This is a genomic window from Neisseria sp. P0013.S005 (genome assembly GCF_051958425.1).
Lineage (GTDB): Bacteria > Pseudomonadota > Gammaproteobacteria > Burkholderiales > Neisseriaceae > Neisseria > Neisseria subflava.
In genome coordinates this window covers 340,802-357,043 of record NZ_JBQCVL010000002.1, presented here as the reverse complement: position 1 = coordinate 357,043, position 16,242 = coordinate 340,802, and the positions used below count along the sequence as shown (strand labels likewise).

Genomic DNA, 16,242 nt, shown 5'->3' with positions numbered 1-16,242 from the left:
GAAGAAGCCAAGAAAGCTGAAGAAGCCAAGAAAGCTGAAGAAGCCAAGAAAGCTGAAGAAGCCAAGAAAGCTGAAGAAGCCAAGAAAGCTGAAGAGGCCAAGAAAGCTGAGGAAGCTAAGAAAGCCAATGAGGCCAATTCAGGTCAAGGTTTTGGCGGCGAAGGCAAAGTAATGGGCAAGGCTTTGGATGGCGGTGTCTTGGTAGCGAAAAAACGTGAAACCGGCGATTTGGAATATGCCAAAACCGAAGCTCCGACTGCCTCGGATAAAAACAGCGTCGTACTTGATGGTGTCGCCATTAATACCAAAGACGTTAAAGCGGGTGAGTTTACGTTGGGCGAAAAAAGTATGAACGGCGGTAAAGCCGATGCAGCACAATATGCGGTACACAGCGGCGACCTGTTGTCTGACGTTCGTTACGGCGGTGTTGCCGATGTCAGCGATCTGCGTGATGTGAAACAGGCGTTGTTTGTCCAAGGCACGCCATCAGGCAGTGATACCGTTGCAGCCCAAAGAGGGGATGCAACCTATAAAGGCATCGGCCTGCATTTCCAAAACGGACTGCCGATCAATACAAGAGGTCTGCAAGAAATTTTTGAAACCGGTTCGCAAGCCAAGCTGGCCAATCTGTATCCTGCCGCCAAAGCAACCGATGTTACCGCAAAAGTCAATTTCGACCAAAAAACCATCAATGTCAGCATCAACCGCTATTCCGATCAAACGGTTGGCGGTGGTAGCGGTGGCGATAGGATTGCAGGTGTCGTCAAATCCAATGCGCGCGATATGGCGGAAAATTTGTCTTTCAATGGCGATTTGCACGGCAACACCTTCACCAACAAGCAAGGTACGATGCAAGGCGGATTCTTTGGCGCGAAGGCAGACCAACTTGCCGGTACATATAGTGCGGCAGGCAAAAACCAACGTGATGAAGACGTAGTGGCGCGCGGTGTGTTTGGTGCAAAACGCCAAGATGCGGCAGCTCAAGCAGGCGGACAGCCTGATGTGCCGGTTGTCAAACCCGATACGCCCGTAACCAAACCTAAAGGTGATGCCGCTGCGGCCGAATTGAAAAAAGGTGAAACAGGCGAGCAATATATCTTATCGAATATCGCGGACTTGACCAAAGTCATTATCAACGGTACGGCAATCGCTTTGGCACCTGTTACCAACAAGCTCCATCAAACTGAATTGGGTTCGGACTACAAATCGTTTGTTGCTTCAGGCAATTTGAGCAATGTTGTCTTCGGTGCGGCAAAACTTGCCGATAATGCCTACTCCTTGTTTGTTCAGGGGGTAATGAGTACCTCTCTACCGTCCGGTACAGCTAAATACGCAGGCGAGGTGTTGAATTTCCGTGCCCGCAACTTGGATGATAAGGAAAACTGGGTGGATGCCGGCAACACCTACCGTACCACCGGTTCGTTTACCGCAGATGTCAACTTCGATACCAAGACTATCGCAGGTAAAATCAATAGTGGTGACAGATGGTTCATGAATGAACGAGCCTTTACCGCAGGTATTACAGGTAGCAGCTTTAATGGTAAATGGACTTCAGATGCACAAGGCTCTGTAACCGGCGGATTCTACGGTGACAAAGCTGCCGAAATGGCTGGGCGATACAGTTATCATGACAAAGAAGATAAAAGTAACAATGCCTTCGGTGTATTTGGCGGTAAAAAACAATAACCGTCTGTTTAAGCTGAAAACAAACCGCCTGAAAAGGCGGTTTGTTTTTGAGTGGGTAGGATTTTCAGACGACCTTTTACGGTAACAACAATCTAGAGAGCAATTTACCCGCTAAAAGGTCGTCTGAAAACCTTGAATCTTATTTTCAGATAATCTGAGACCTTTGCAAAATTCCCCAAAATCCCCTAAATGTCTTGGTAGGAATTTAGGGGATTTTGGGGAATTTTGCAAAGGTCTCAAATAGAGAAAGCATCCGCCGCCGTCATTGACGCCACCATTATTCAGACCGCCGGCAGCAAACAGCGTCAGGCCATAGAAGTCGATGAAGAAGGACAAGTCAGCGGCCAAACCACACCGAGCAAAGATGAAGATGCCCGTTGGACAAAGAAAAACGGCCTCTACAAACTCGGTTACAAACAACATACCCGTACCGATGAGGAAGGCTATATCGAGAAACTGCACATCACCCCCGCCAATACCCATGAGTGCAACCACCTGTCCCCTTTGTTGGAAAGTATAGCTGAAGGCACGACCGTCTATGCCGACAAAGGCTATGACAGCGCGGAAAACCGGCAACACCTGAAAGACCATCAGTTGCTGGACGGCATTATGCGCAAAGCCCACCGCAACCGTCCGCTGACGGAAGCGCAAACCAAACGTAACCGATATTTGTCGAAGACCCGTTATGTGGTCGAACAAAGCTTCGGTACGCTGCACCGTAAATTCCGCTACGCCCGGGCAGCCTATTTCGGGCTGATTAAAGTGAGTGCGCAAAGCCATCTGAAGGCGATGTGTTTGAACCTGTTGAAGGCCGCCAACAGGCTAAGTGCGCCTGTAGTTGCCTAAAAGGCGGCCAGATGCCTGATTAATCAGGTATCCAAGGGGGATTAAGGGTGGGATTTGAGTAGAATCAGTGGATATTTGAAACAAAAACAGCCGAAAATCTTTGTTTAGGTTTCGGCTGTCGGGGAAAAAGGAATTTTGCAAAGGTCTCAGGCCGTCTGAAAAATGATGTTCAGACGGCCTTTTGTTTCATTTGCTTTGAGAATCAATCAAGCAAGATTATTTTTCAGCTTCTTCAAAACCGACGACTTCGAGGCCGAAGCCGGTGAGGCCGGTGAAGGATGACGGCTGGCCGAGGACGCGCAGTTTTTTGACGTTGAGGCCGGCGAGGATTTGTGCGCCTATGCCGTAGCTTTTGCTGTCCCATTTGTAGGCTTGGTTTGCGCCTTTGGGCAGGGTGCGGTCGAGTAGGGTGGCGCCGTCTTCGGTACGGTGCAAGAGGATGACTACGCCGCTTTCGGCTTGTTGGATGCGCTCAAGGGCTTTGGGCAATGACCATGAATGGCGCGGGTTGGCTTGGATGAAGTCCATTACGCTGAAGGGTTCGTGGACGCGGACAAGGGTTTCTTCGTCGGCGGTTGGTGTGCCTTTGACGAGGGCGAGGTGGGTTTCGCCGGAGAGTTTGTCGACGTAAACGTGTTGTTGGAACTCGCCCCACGGGGTTTGTACGGGTGCGTTACCCATGTCTTCGAGCAGGCTTTCGGTACGGCTGCGGTATTCGATGAGGTCGGTAATGGTGCCGATTTTGAGATTGTGTTCTTCGGCGAATTTCATCAGTTCGGGCATGCGCGCCATGGTGCCGTCGTCGTTGATGATTTCGCAGATGACGGCGGCGGGAATCAGGCCGTTCATTTGTGCCAGGTCAACGCCGGCTTCTGTGTGTCCGGCGCGGACGAGTACGCCGCCTTTTTGGGCGCGCAGTGGGAAGATGTGGCCTGGTTGGACGATGTCTTCTGGTTTGGCGGATGGGGAAACGGCGGTTTGAATGGTCAGGGCGCGGTCGGCGGCGGAAATGCCGGTGGTAATGCCGTGGGCGGCTTCGATGGAGACGGTAAAGTTGGTGCCGTATTGTGCGCCGTTTTTCTGGGTCATCATGGGCAGGCCGAGTTTTTCGACCATTTCGCCGTCCATCGGCAGGCAGACCAAGCCGCGTGCGTTTTTGATCATGAAGTTGATGGCTTCTGGGGTAACGAATTGGGCGGCCATCAGCAAGTCGCCTTCGTTTTCGCGGTCTTCGGCATCGGTGATGATGACCATTTTGCCGGCTTTGATGTCTGCTAGGATTTCGGGGATGGTGGAGATGTGGGACATGGTATTTCTTTCTTGGCTGATGGTGGGGGTGTGGCGGTCTTGGTGGTCTTGATCCAGCCACATGTCAGGCATATTGGCTGCCTGCTCGATTTTTCGGGCTTTTTTCTCGCCGAAAGATTTGTTTTTCAGCAGTGCGGACAGCTCGCCTTGGTTGATGGCGATGGCTTGGGCAAACTTGGTCTGCTGGCCGTTGTGGTGTTGTGTTATCCATTGCCGCAGGTTGTGGCGGCGCAGGTTGGTGGTATTCATGATGAGATGAAATTGAATTGTGTGTAATGGATTGTAGTCTTGTCTTTACCAAAAGGCAAACTTTGTTTATTGGGATTTTTTTATTACTTTTTGGTAATAAGTTTTAATGTTTCAGACGGCCTGGGTATGGCTTGAAATTGACGGTTTTGGGAGAATATGGGGAATGTTTTGATGATTATTTTAACGGGGGATGTTTGAAATGAAAATGCTTGGGCGCGGATTGGTCGTGCTGGTGTTGTGTGCGCTGACGGCTGCGGGCGGCTGGTTTTATGCCCTGCATGGTCAGAACGAAGAACATCAGGTTTTGTCCCGTGAGGGGGTTTTGATGCAGATTAAGCAGATGAACCGCTTGGAAAGTACGGCATTTTATATCGATACGATTATCCGTACGGAGAAAAAAGGGGATTGGCGCAGGCTGTGGCAGGATTCGCAAAGCGGTATTTTTATTGTGCGCGGTAAGGTGTTGGCCGGTTTGGATTTGGACAAGTTGGGCGCGGACAATGTCAATATTGTGGACGATAAGGTAATTATCAGTCTGCCGACGGTGGAAATCTTGAGCGTGGATTTGGAAAATATCGAAGTGTACGATATTCAGACCGGCTCGTTTAATTTGCTGCCTATGGATAAGTCTGTATTTAAGACGGTGCAGGAAGAGGCGAAACGGCAGGTATTGCAAAGCGCGTGTAAGGCTGAGATTTTGGAACATGCCAACCGTCAGGCGCAAACGCAGTTGGAAAACCTGTTTGCATTGACGCAGACGAAGGTGTCCGTCTATCCGGCTGCGGTAGGGAAGTGCGGTTAAATAGATTGCTTGAAAAGATAAGGCCGTCTGAAAAAATTTCAGACGGCCTTTGTTTCATCAAGCCATTTAACCGCGTCGTAAAACGGCGGTATTGATGTATTTTTGAATACCGGTGGCAATGGCTTGGGCGCATTGTTGTCGGAAGGACTCGCTGCCGAGCAGTCGCTCTTCGGTAGGGTTGGAGAGGAAGGCGGTTTCCACCAGAATGGACGGAACATCCGGCGCGCGGAGAACGGCAAAGTTAGCCTCGTCAACGCGGCCTTTGTGCAGTTGGTTGAGTTTGCCTAATTCGGTCAGGACGGAATGGCCGAGCTTGCGGCTGTCGCGCAGGGTCGCGGTTTGGGTCATGTCTAAAATGGCGTTATCGACGTTGCGGTTGCCGCTGGTTTGTACGCCGCCGATGGCGTCGGCGTTGTTTTGGGTTTGGGCAAGGAATTTTGCCGCCGAGCTGGTCGCGCCTTTGGTATTGAGCATATACACGCCGGTACCGCGAGCGGACGGGCTGGTAAAGGCATCGGCGTGGATGGATACGAATACGTCGGCATTGCGCGCACGGCCTTTGGCAACGCGTACGCCCAATGGGATAAAGATGTCTTCGTTGCGCGTCATGAATACGTTGTAACCCAAGGCTTCGAGGCGTTTTTTGGTTTCGCGTGCGATGGAGAGTACAACGTTTTTCTCTTTGAGGCCGCTCGGGCCGATTGCGCCGGGGTCTTCGCCGCCATGACCGGGGTCGATCATAATCACAGGACGGCGGTTGCCGCCGCTGCCGCGATTGCTTTTAGGGGCAGGGGTGTCGTATGCGATATTGGTATTCGGACGTTGTTTGGGGATATTGCCGTTGAGCAAGGCCATCATCGGGTCGTTGGCATCTGCGCCGTGCGGATAGAGGTCGATAACCAAGCGGTTTTTGAAGTTGCCGACGGGTGCGAGTGCGAAGACTTGAGGATGAGTGCTTTGTTTGAGGTCGATAACGATACGCACGGTGTTGGGCGTATTTTGACCGGCGCGGATGCTGCGGATAAAAGGGTCGTTAGACAGCACTTTGCTGGAAATGCCTTGCAGGACGCTGTTGATTTCCGCACCTTGAATATCCACGACCAACCGGCTGGGGTTGTCCAACATAAAATGTTGGTATTTCATCGAGTGGTTGCTCTCAAGGGTAACGCGTGTGTAGGCGTTCGCCGGCCAAATGCGGACGGCAAGGAATTGCGCAGGAGAGGCCGGTTTGGCCAATGCGGCACCAACGGGCGTGAGGGTGAGAAATAGTCCTGTGCCTTGACGGAGAATGTGTCTTCTAGTTAATTTGACCATGATTCTAAACTTTTTCGGCCTTGGTTTGTGTGGGCGGAAAAGGTGCAGGTTCTGCCCTTATCGGTGTACGTCAATGTAATGGTAATGTCTGCCGGAGGCGTGAATTCCCCACCTTGCTGCGGCCATTCAATAAGGCAGACGCTGTCAGGCGCAAACAATTCGTCCAAACCGGCATCTTCCCATTCCTCGGGCATGGTAAAGCGGTAGAGGTCGAAATGGTGGAGGGTAAATGTATCCAGCGGATAAGATTCGACAATGGTGTAAGTCGGGCTTTTGACTGCGCCCGTATGCCCCAGTCCGCGCAAAATCCCGCGTGTCAGCGTGGTTTTGCCTGCACCCAGCCCGCCTTCAAGGTAGATGGTCAGCGGAGCGGAAAGCTGCTTGCTCCATTCTTCACCCAGTTGCAGGGTTGCTTCTTCATCGGGCAGAAAACGGGTGTACAGTCCGTTTGAGTGCATGGGAATAGGCCTTGTCGTTCAAAAGGCTTAATTATGATGGAATTGGCGGCGTTTGCAAACCTGATAGACGATAAAGTTAGATAAAGATAGTGTTGAGGCCGTCTGAAAACGGAATTCAGACGGCCTTTAATGTTAAAATGAAAATATCCCTCACAAAATTGCGAGACAGCTTATGCCTTTATCCATAGACGAACAATTATTGCCGCACCGCAATGCCATCGACAGCATCGATGCGGAAATCCTCCGTTTGCTCAACGAGCGTGCCGGCCATGCGCATGCTATCGGCGAATTGAAAGGAACAGGCGCGGTGTACCGTCCTGAGCGGGAAGTGGCCGTTTTGCGCCGGATTCAGGATTTGAACCGCGGCCCTTTGCCGGACGAATCGGTCACCCGGCTGTTTCGCGAGATTATGAGCGAATGTTTGGCAGTGGAGCGTCCGTTGACGATTGCCTATTTGGGCCCGAAGGGAACATTTACCCAGCAAGCCGCCATCAAACATTTCGGCCACGCCGCACACACCATGGCGTGTACCACCATCGACAACTGCTTCAAACAAGTTGAAACGCGTCAAGCCGATTATTTGGTGGCGCCGGTAGAAAATTCGACCGAGGGCTCGGTGGGGCGAACTTTGGACTTGTTGGCAGTCACTGCGTTGAAAGCCTGCGGCGAAGTGGTTGTCCGCATTCATCACAACCTGTTGCGTAAAGACAGCCATGAAATCGGCGGCATTACCAAAGTTTTCGCCCATGCCCAAGCCTTGGCACAATGCAACGACTGGCTCGGCCGCAACCTGCCCAATGCCGAGCGTATCGCCGTAGCCAGCAATGCCGAAGCAGCGCGTTTGGTTGCCGAATCTGACAGCCCGAATGTGGCCGCCATTGCCGGACGTATCGCCGCGGAAATTTATCAGTTGAGTTTTGCCGCCGAGTGCATCGAAGACGAACCGAACAACACCACGCGTTTCTTGGTGATGGGTCATCAAGAAACCGGCCGCAGCGGCAACGACAAAACCTCTTTGGTCGTATCTGCGCCCAACCGTGCCGGTGCCGTTACTTCCTTGTTGCAACCCTTCACCGAGTTGGGCATTTCCATGACCAAATTTGAAAGCCGCCCAAGCAAATCGGTTTTGTGGGAATACCTGTTCTTCATCGATATCGAAGGCCATCAAAGCGATGAAAATGTCCAAAAAGCCTTGCAGCTTTTGGGCGAACGCGCTTCCTTCGTGAAAGTTGTCGGCTCTTATCCGACCGTTGTTTTGTAAGGATTATTGGGTATAAAAGGCCGTCTGAAAATATTCAGACGGCCTTTTATCGTTTTATCGATTAGCGTTCGCTTAACGCTTGTTTCATACGCGTAATCGGTTTGATCAGGTATTGGAAGATGGTTTTTTCACCGGTTTTGATGTCCACCGTTGCAACCATGCCCGGAATAATCGGCATAGGTTTGCCGTTTTTGTCTTTCAGGGAGTTGTTTTCGGTTTGGACGAGAACACGGTAATAGACTTGGTTCGGGTCAAGTTTCAAGTCGTTGGCACGGTTTTGCATGGAGTTGCTGACGGTATCGGCGCCGACGAGGGTAACTTTGCCTTCTAAACCGCCGTAGATGGAGTAGTCATAGGCACTGACTTTAACCAATGCAGGTTGGCCTGCGCGGATAAAGGCGATGTCTTGCGGACGGATATAGGCTTCGACCAGCAGTTTGTCGTCAACGGGGATGATTTGCATGATGTCTTCGCCTGCATTCACAACGCCGCCGATGGTGGTGACTTTTATGCCTTTGACGATGCCGCGCATAGGTGCGCGGATTTGCGAGCGTTCAACCGGGTCTGCACGCATGGCAACGTTTTCTTTGGATTGCGCCAGCTCGGATTCGGCTTGCAAGAGTTCGTTGTTGGCATCGGCTTTATAGCGGTTGCGGCGTTCGGAGATTTGGGTGGCCAAGTCTGCGGAATCGCGGCGCATTCTTAAAAGTTCGACTTCGGAAACCACGCCTTCGGCAACCATAGGTGCGGTAATGGCGATTTCGCGGTCAAGCGCGGCCTTGCTTTGGGAGAGGCCGCTGACAGCGTCGGTCATGGCTTGACGGCGTGCTTTGTAGGCGGCAATTTCGCGACGGCGAAGCTCAGGGCTCACGCTGTCAGGGAAGGAGAGCTTGATGCCGTAGGCTTCGGCTTTAAGACGGGCAATAGTGGCTTCGAGGTTTTCGACTTTGGCTTCGCTTTCTCGTAAAACGGCAGAGCTGCGCGTGTCGTCGAGTTTCATCAGAATCTGATCTTTCTCGACCATGTCGCCTTCTTTAACCATGATTTCGGTTACGATGCCGGGGTCGAGGCTTTGGATTACTTGCTCACGGCTGCTGGGAATGATATTGCCGTTGCCGCGGGTCACTTCTTCGACAGGGCTGTTGTATGCCCAGACGACGAAGACAATCAGGAAAAGGAAGAATAGGATGATGACCCAAAATTGGCCGCTGTGTTTTTCTTTTTGAAGGGCGGCATTGAGGTCGTTGATGAGGTGTAGGTCTTTGGATTTGACGTTGTTTTCGCGGCTCATAATCGTGTATCTTTATTGTGTTTGGTGGATTTTAACTATTAGGGCAGCCGTCTGAAAGGGTAAGTAGGTTTCAGACGGCCTTTTGCTTTATTGTGCTGCCGATTGAGGGGCGGCGGCAGCTTGTTGTTGCTGCTGTTTGACTGCAGCAGCTTGTTGCTGTTGTTGTTTGACGTTGGCTGCTTTGGCCTGTTCGTTTTGCATGAGTTTTTGCAATACCAGGTCACGCGGGCCGTCCATCACGACTTTACCATTGTCCATTACAATGATGCGGTTGACGATTTGCAGCACTTGCGGACGGTGGGTCACCAAAAGCATGGTGCGGTTGCGGCCCCATTGGGCAATGGCATTGAGCGCCATACGCTCAGTGGCTTGATCCAGGCTGGTGGTCGGCTCGTCCAGCAAGACGACTCTCGGGTTGCGCAAGGTCATGCGCGCCAGGGCGATGATTTGTTTTTGACCGCCGGATAAGCCCAAACCGTCTTCACCCAAAGGCATATCCAAACCACGCGGATGGTTGCGGATGATTTTGTCGAGGCCGAAGCGGTTGAGTGCAGTCAGTAAGTCTTGGTCGGTAGAGTAGCTGCCGGTACGTGCCAAGTCCATGTTTTCACGCAATGTGCCGAGGAACAGGCGTGGCGATTGGCTCAGCAGCAGGACTTGATCGCGCAGGAAGTTGGGGTCAAGCTGGCGCATATCGACTCCGTCAAGGGTAACGTTGCCTTTTTCAGTGTCGTACAGACCGCTGGCCAGTTTGAGCATGGTGCTTTTACCGCTGCCGATGCGGCCCAAAATACCGACTTTTTCGCCCGGTTTGATGGTCAGGCGCAAATCTTCGACGGCGCTGTTGTTGTCGGCTTGATATTTGAACGATACGTTTTCAAAGGTAATACTGCCTTGAACGTTGTCTAAAGTAATGTATTTGCGTTCCGGATTGCGCTCGATAGGGCGGGTAACGATATCGTTTACGCCTTTGAGGGCAAGTTTGGCCTGTTGGAAGCGGGTCGCTAGACCGGCGATTTGTGCCAACGGCGCCAAGGCGCGACCGGACAGAATCACGGAGGCAATCAATGCACCCATGGTGATGCGTTCCGCATGGTTGTCGGCATGAATCAGATAGGTACCGACGACGACCAAAAAGACGGTATTGAGCTGCTGCATGGCAACGGCGAAGTTGACCATGAAGTTGCTGGTGTCTTTGACTTTGATGGAAGAAGCGGAAGTTTTAGCGGTGTATTCGTCCCAACGTTGTTGCGCCCAAGATGTGGCGTTGTTGGTTTTCAGGGTTTCGATGCCTTCGATGGCTTCAACGGCAAGGCCGGAACGTTGCGAACCTTCTTTCATCGATTCGTTGATGTGGCGAGAGAGCGGGCGTTGTACGACAAAACCGACAATCACGACAATTGGAATGATGGTCAGGGGAACAAGTGCCAGTTTGCCGCCGACCATGGAAATCACGAAGATAAACAGCAACAGGAAAGGCAAGTCGACAATAGTCAACAAGCTGGCACTGGTCATGAACTCGCGCACGGCTTCAAATTCGCGCAGGTTGCTGGCGTATGAACCGGAAGAAGCAGGACGGTCTGCCAGACGCAATGCCATCACGCGGCGGAACAGGGCGGAGCTGATGATCAAATCGGCTTTTTTACCGGCAATATCGGTCAAGTGGCCGCGAATCATCTTGGCGGCAAACTCAAACAAAATTGCCAAGACCACGCCGATGCTCAAAACCCATAAGGTTTCATAGGCTTGGTTCGGAATCACGCGGTCGTACACGTTCATCACATACAGGGAGCTGACGAGCGCAAGGAAGTTGATGATGATGGTGGCCAAAATGACTTGGTAGTAGTAGCTGCGGAAACGCCAAATGACTTTCCAAAACCATGCTTTGGGCAGATGGTATTCAGGCAACTCCGAGCGCATATCGGTCGCCATTTTGGGTTTGATAAACCAGCAGTAGCCCAAATACAGGCCGGAGAGCTGCTCATGGCTGAGTTCCTGTTCCAAACCGTCAACCTGGCGGATATGGTATTTGCGCTCTTGGCCGGAGCCTTCGATTTGGGTGATGACCGCAGCCTCTTCGTTGTGCAGGATAATCATGACCGGCACGGCGAGCGAGGGGATGTCTTCCAGATTGCGTTTGGATAAGGTATTTTCAAAGCCGTGGCTGCGCAGGACTTCGACCAGTGAGTGATAGTTGACTTTGAGCTTTTTGTCGCGTACGACTTCGGCGGACAAAGCGGCTTCGGATACGGGCGCACCCAAAAGGCGGGTCACTAAAACGATGTGTTCAATGATGGTTTTCATATTTTTTCGCGTAATGTTTTTGGTTTAACCGGCGGATATGGCTTTATTTTTGTGCCAAACCGACCCAAGCGGAGATTTTGGCCTGGGTATTTAAATAGTCGAGCGCCGCATCGCGGAAATCGTTGCGGGCGGCAACGTAATCCTGCTCGATGGAGGATAACTCGCTGTATGCGCTCAAAACGTCAGTCAGCGTACGTCGGGCGATTTTAAACTGCAATTCGTACACTTTGATGACTTCTTTTTGGGCGGCGATGTGTTGCGCCGTCAGCACGGTACGCTGTTCGCTTTCCTGCATATCGATGGCGGATGTTTGAACGCGTTCGTTCATGTCGCGCAGGATTTGTTCGGACTTGGCTTCTGCGGCAATCAATGATTTGGCATTGCGTTCCACATTGTGGCGTGCGGCAATATCCAGAACATTCCATGCAACGTTTAAATAAAGCTGTCTGGTGTTGCGCGTTGCACTGCCTTCCAAATTGAGGGCAGGCAGGCGTTCGGCTTTGGAAGCGTCCAAATCGGCACGGACGCTGTCGCGTTCGGCCAATTGCGCCTGATAGGACGGATTGTTGTTGCGGTTGGGGTTGTTGAAGCGTTCGCTGATGGATTTCGCCGTGTCGTTTTTAAACGGATCTTCCAAGTCGTTGGCAGTCAGCTGGCGCGAGGTATAGCGGGACAGGCGGCTCAGTGCCAAATCCATGGTGCGGCGTTGTTGGGCGATAATGTTTGCCACTTGCAGTTGGCGCGCGCGCGCTTCAATCAGCTCGGAACGGCGGCCGGCATCATATTTGACGATGGTGTCCAAGTCTTTTAAGAGGTTGTTGTGGCGCGCCAAAGTCTGTTCGTTGAGGACCAGGGTTTCTTTTGCACGCAATGCGCTCAGATAGAGGCGGCCGATATCGCTGCCCAGCTGCTCTTGGCTTTCGGTGTATTTGTGTTGATAGTATTCTTCGCGGCTGCGGTCGCGGCGGACGGCGGCTTCAATCGCTCCCCATGAGTAGATGTTTACGCTGCCACGCACGCCAACACCGTCTTTCATATCGTTGCTGGAATATTTATTGTGTTGCGCCAGCACTTTCGTGCCGGTCAGGGTCACGACAGGATAATGACGCGCACGCGTGGCTTTGGTCGTGCTTTGCGCTGCTTCTTGAGTGGCTTTGGCTTCACGCACGATCGGGTCGCTGACTAAAGCGTCCCTGAGGATGTCTTGCAGGCTGTATGCAGAGGCCGTCTGAAACGGCAACAGACAGCAGGCAACGGCAACGGCCGATGACAAGAAACGGGGCTTTGTGGGGGAAGAATAACTATGCGACATGATTTTTAACCAAATGATTTATATATTATCGTTGTCTGTATCGGGTATCGCCTGAGGCATGACCGGGCGAATTTTGAACGAGAACGCATACATTTACAAAGCATAAAGCATTTTTTCCAGCTTTTCACAATATTCTGATAAAAGGTCGAGATACATGCCTTAAAGTATATTATTGCAGAGCGCGACTATCGTATTTAATGATTTTAATGTAAAAAATCTATCAAAAAGGCCGTCTGAAAGGATTTCAGACGGCCTTTTTTTCAACCTTAATCCTTACGTTGCAATACAGCGGCAAAGAAGCCGTCGGTTTGGTGTTCTCCAGAGTTGAGGCGCAGGTATTTTCCAGTATCCAAATCAATCTTCAGGCTTTGCAGCAGTTCGGCGCAGTTGACGAGTTCAAACTCGGGATGCTCGGACAGGAAACGTTCGACTTGCAGCTCGTTTTCTTCCGGCAATACGCTGCAAGTGGCGTACACCAAACGGCCTTGCGGTTTCACCAATTTTGAGGCGGCATCGAGGATGCTGTGTTGCTGTTCTAAAAGGTTGGCCACGGTCTCGGCGGATTGGCGGTATTTGAGGTCGGGATTGCGGCGTAAAGTACCCAAACCGGAGCAGGGCGCGTCCACCAACACACGGTCGGCTTTGCCTGCTAGTCGGGCAATACGGGGATCGTGTTCGCTGCTGATGCGTTCGGGGTGGATGTTGGTCAGTCCGGCACGGGTCATGCGCGGTTTGAGGTTGGCAAGGCGTTTTTCGGCGATGTCGAAGGCGTAGATTCTGCCTTTGTTGGCCATTTGCGCGCCGACAGCCAAGGTTTTACCGCCGGCACCGGCGCAGAAATCGACAATGATTTCGCCGCGTTTTGCGCCCACCAATAAGGCGAGCAGCTGGCTGCCTTCGTCTTGAACTTCCAGCGTGCCGTCTAAAAACAGTTCGTGTTTGTTAAGCGCGATTTTGTTTTTCAGGCGGATGCCCCAAGGCGAATAAGGGGTTGCCTCTGCATCGGCACTTTCGGCTTGCAACAATGGCAGCACTTTATCACGTTTGCTTTTCAGGGTATTGACGCGGATGTCGAGCGGGGCAGGTTGGTTGATGCTGCGGCCGAAGGTGAGGATTTCTTCTTCGCTCCAATGCTGTTGCAGTTGTTCCACCAGCCATTGCGGCAATTCTGCGGCGGTATTCAGGCCGTCTGAAAACTCGGTTTTACGGGCTTTCAAATTGCCGAGGAACTCTGTTTCTTCTTCATCAAGCAGGTCTTTGATTTGGCTGATGTTGGGGCTTCTGCCGAGAATCAGTGCGGCGAGTGCGGCTTTGCGTGGCTGCGCGTGCGGACGGCGCAGGGCGGTGCTGATTTTTTGATAGTGGCGCAGCGCGGCAAAGGCGGTTTCGGCGATTTCGTGGCGGTCTTGGCGGCCGAGCTTTTTGTGTTCGCGGAAATAGGCGGAGAGGACGGCATCGGAAGGCTGTTTGAAAGTCAGCATTTCAGCCAAAACTTTGGCGGTATGGTCGAGTTGTGCGGCGTTCATAATGTAATGGGTTCTCTTAAGTGGGTAAATGGTTTCAGACGGCCTTCATGATGCGTTCGATTTCGTGCCAAAAGCCGTCCGGCCGTAATTCCAAAACGGCAATCAAGCCTTGGTCGATACAGCGGATTTCGGTTTCGTTCAATGTTTCGGTTTCGGCGACACGAGCAGGCGCGAGGTAGGCCATACGGTCGAGCAAATGGTAGCGTGCTTCTTGGCGTTCAAACCCATATTCCGCCCAATCTTGAATATAGATGCCGCGCCAACCGTATGGATTAAGCGGCGGCTCAAAAGCATGGAAACCTTGTGGGAAAAATCCGATGCCGCGCACGATGGATGCAGGAAGCGGATTTTCCGGCAGACTTTGTGTCGCTAAGGTCGCTTTGCCTTGCGGCGTATGTAGTAGCTGAGATTGCTGTACCAATTTGGCGGCTTTGTCCGTCAGCGTATCTTTAGGATTGAGGCCGCGCAGGTTCTGCACTTGGTCTCCGCCGTAGTATTTACACGCCAGCTCGATATGGTAGGGCTGTTGGTTGAGGGAAGCGACAAAATCCGCGGCACCTAAAGTTTGGCCATCTGAAAAAACGGGCAGGTTGTATGCGTGCAGTTTGGCGTGCGGCGCGTTGGCAAACCAGAAAGCCAACAGCTCTTCGGCATAAATGCCGAGACGGTGGCCGAACGGGGCGCGTTGGGCGAGGTGTTCCTTCAGCGGCGTGGGATCGGCGTCCAATGCCAAAAGGTAGCGGAAACCGTGTTCCCCCAATAGTTCGCGCACGCTTAATTCGCAACCGCTTTGCCACAAAGGCGGCGCAGTCAGTAGCGAGGCGAGGTCGCGGACGGGTTGGCTGGTGAGTTTCCACCATAATGCGTCTAGGGCGTAATTCATGCTTATCCGAATATCAGTCATGCCGTCTGAAAAGCTGGAAATGTTTTCAGACGGCCTTAATCAGTCTTTTTTATGGATACGGTGACTGACAGTATTGAAAAAACCGCGCAGGATATCGATGTCTTCGGTTTGCGTGTTGGCGCGTCCGAACAGGCTCTGCATACGGCGCATCAGGCGCTCGCCGTTGCGGCGGTTGAAAAAGCCGATGTCGTTCATCACGCTTTCCATGTGGGCGACCATGCCTTTGATTTGCTCGTGGGTCGCGGCGTGGTCTTCTTGTTGCAAGTGGGTCATGGGCGAATCGGTTTGGCTGAAGATTTCATAACACACGACCTGCACGGCTTGGGCAAGGTTGAGCGAGAAATAGTCGGGATTGCCATTGATGGTCATCAGTCGGTTGCAGGCTTGGACTTCTTCGATACTCAAGCCGAAAGTTTCGTTGCCGAAAACCAGCGCCACTTTCTCGCCGCGGTTGGCGGCCTGCAGTAATTCGGGCACCAAGTCGCGTGGGGTTTGCAGCGGCGCGGTGATTTCGCGGCGGCGGCTGGTCAGGGCGCAGGCGATGGTGGTGTCGGCAAGGGCTTCGTCCAAAGAAGCGGCAATGGTGGCATTTTCCAAAACGTCTGCCGCGCCGGATGCGAGGATAAAGCTTTCTTCCGGTAATTTAAACGATTGCGGATGCTCCGGATCTAACACGGGCGGATTTTCCGTCATCGGCGTTGCCATCAGATTGGGGGCGACGATGGTTAGTTTGTGCAGGCCCATTGTTTTCATGGCGCGCGCGGCGGAGCCGATATTGGCGGGATGGCTGGTGCGCGTGAGAATGATGCGGATGTTGTCCAGATAAGCGGGCAGAGCGGGTTTTTCGGAAGTCATGTTTTGTTTTCTGTTTGTACGGGAATCAGGTATAATGCGCCATCTTTTTGTTTTCAGACGGCCTTTTTCCATGCCGTCTGAAATGTTCTTTAACAGCATCGGAAACGATTAACAGCCTCTTGTGTG

12 protein-coding genes and 1 pseudogene are annotated in these 16,242 nt (G+C 52.2%); 4 read left to right on the top strand and 9 right to left on the bottom strand.

What is annotated here, in order from left to right:
- On the top strand, window positions 1-1,686 hold a 1,686-nt coding region (locus ACTHTA_RS03890), incomplete at its 5' end, for a transferrin-binding protein-like solute binding protein (protein WP_440379628.1).
- 237 nt (window positions 1,687-1,923) lie between these two features.
- Window positions 1,924-2,532, top strand: a pseudogene (locus tag ACTHTA_RS03885) (IS5 family transposase); the annotation flags it as partial.
- Between the two features lie 216 nt (window positions 2,533-2,748).
- Here the strand turns inward: ACTHTA_RS03885 and ribBA are convergent.
- Window positions 2,749-4,089 (bottom strand): bifunctional 3,4-dihydroxy-2-butanone-4-phosphate synthase/GTP cyclohydrolase II, encoded by a 1,341-nt coding sequence (gene ribBA / locus ACTHTA_RS03880; protein ID WP_372340825.1) that lies wholly within the window; start codon window positions 4,087-4,089, stop codon window positions 2,749-2,751.
- A gap of 190 nt (window positions 4,090-4,279) precedes the next feature.
- On the opposite strand from ribBA, the gene ACTHTA_RS03875 reads away from it, so the two are divergent.
- Window positions 4,280-4,891, top strand: a complete 612-nt coding sequence (locus ACTHTA_RS03875) for a DUF4230 domain-containing protein (protein WP_137040559.1) — start codon at window positions 4,280-4,282, stop codon at window positions 4,889-4,891.
- Window positions 4,892-4,957: 66 nt separating this feature from the next.
- Here the strand turns inward: ACTHTA_RS03875 and ACTHTA_RS03870 are convergent, their stop codons facing one another.
- Window positions 4,958-6,205, bottom strand: coding sequence for an N-acetylmuramoyl-L-alanine amidase (locus ACTHTA_RS03870; protein WP_308887357.1), 1,248 nt, complete (start codon window positions 6,203-6,205; stop codon window positions 4,958-4,960).
- Complete coding sequence (tsaE, locus tag ACTHTA_RS03865; RefSeq protein WP_308887356.1) at window positions 6,193-6,663, bottom strand: tRNA (adenosine(37)-N6)-threonylcarbamoyltransferase complex ATPase subunit type 1 TsaE; 471 nt, start codon at window positions 6,661-6,663, stop codon at window positions 6,193-6,195. The genes ACTHTA_RS03870 and tsaE overlap by 13 nt, the downstream gene beginning before the upstream one ends.
- Window positions 6,664-6,835: 172 nt before the next feature.
- Between tsaE and pheA the strand changes: the two genes are divergently transcribed.
- Window positions 6,836-7,924 (top strand): prephenate dehydratase, encoded by a 1,089-nt coding sequence (gene pheA, locus ACTHTA_RS03860; RefSeq protein ID WP_049323519.1) that lies wholly within the window; start codon window positions 6,836-6,838, stop codon window positions 7,922-7,924.
- Window positions 7,925-7,985: 61 nt separating this feature from the next.
- Here pheA and ACTHTA_RS03855 read toward each other — a convergent pair whose 3' ends face one another.
- The 6 genes from ACTHTA_RS03855 to ACTHTA_RS03830 all read right to left on the bottom strand — a co-directional run bounded on the left by ACTHTA_RS03855 (window position 7,986) and on the right by ACTHTA_RS03830 (window position 16,116).
- Window positions 7,986-9,215, bottom strand: coding sequence for an HlyD family type I secretion periplasmic adaptor subunit (locus tag ACTHTA_RS03855; RefSeq protein WP_070633467.1), 1,230 nt, complete (start codon window positions 9,213-9,215; stop codon window positions 7,986-7,988).
- Window positions 9,216-9,302: 87 nt separating this feature from the next.
- The gene (locus ACTHTA_RS03850) at window positions 9,303-11,519 is read right to left on the bottom strand and encodes a type I secretion system permease/ATPase (protein WP_308111419.1); all 2,217 of its coding nucleotides are present in this window, start codon (window positions 11,517-11,519) and stop codon (window positions 9,303-9,305) included.
- 43 nt (window positions 11,520-11,562) lie between these two features.
- The gene (locus ACTHTA_RS03845) at window positions 11,563-12,792 is read right to left on the bottom strand and encodes a TolC family protein (protein WP_308887354.1); all 1,230 of its coding nucleotides are present in this window, start codon (window positions 12,790-12,792) and stop codon (window positions 11,563-11,565) included.
- A gap of 305 nt (window positions 12,793-13,097) precedes the next feature.
- Window positions 13,098-14,357 (bottom strand): RsmB/NOP family class I SAM-dependent RNA methyltransferase, encoded by a 1,260-nt coding sequence (locus ACTHTA_RS03840; protein WP_308887353.1) that lies wholly within the window; start codon window positions 14,355-14,357, stop codon window positions 13,098-13,100.
- Between the two features lie 34 nt (window positions 14,358-14,391).
- A complete protein-coding gene (locus ACTHTA_RS03835) occupies window positions 14,392-15,240 on the bottom strand; it encodes a DUF1853 family protein (protein WP_308887351.1) in 849 nt (282 codons plus the stop codon).
- Window positions 15,241-15,300: 60 nt separating this feature from the next.
- The gene (locus ACTHTA_RS03830; RefSeq protein WP_308887350.1) at window positions 15,301-16,116 is read right to left on the bottom strand and encodes an RNA methyltransferase; all 816 of its coding nucleotides are present in this window, start codon (window positions 16,114-16,116) and stop codon (window positions 15,301-15,303) included.
- Between the last annotated feature and the right edge of the window lie 126 nt (window positions 16,117-16,242).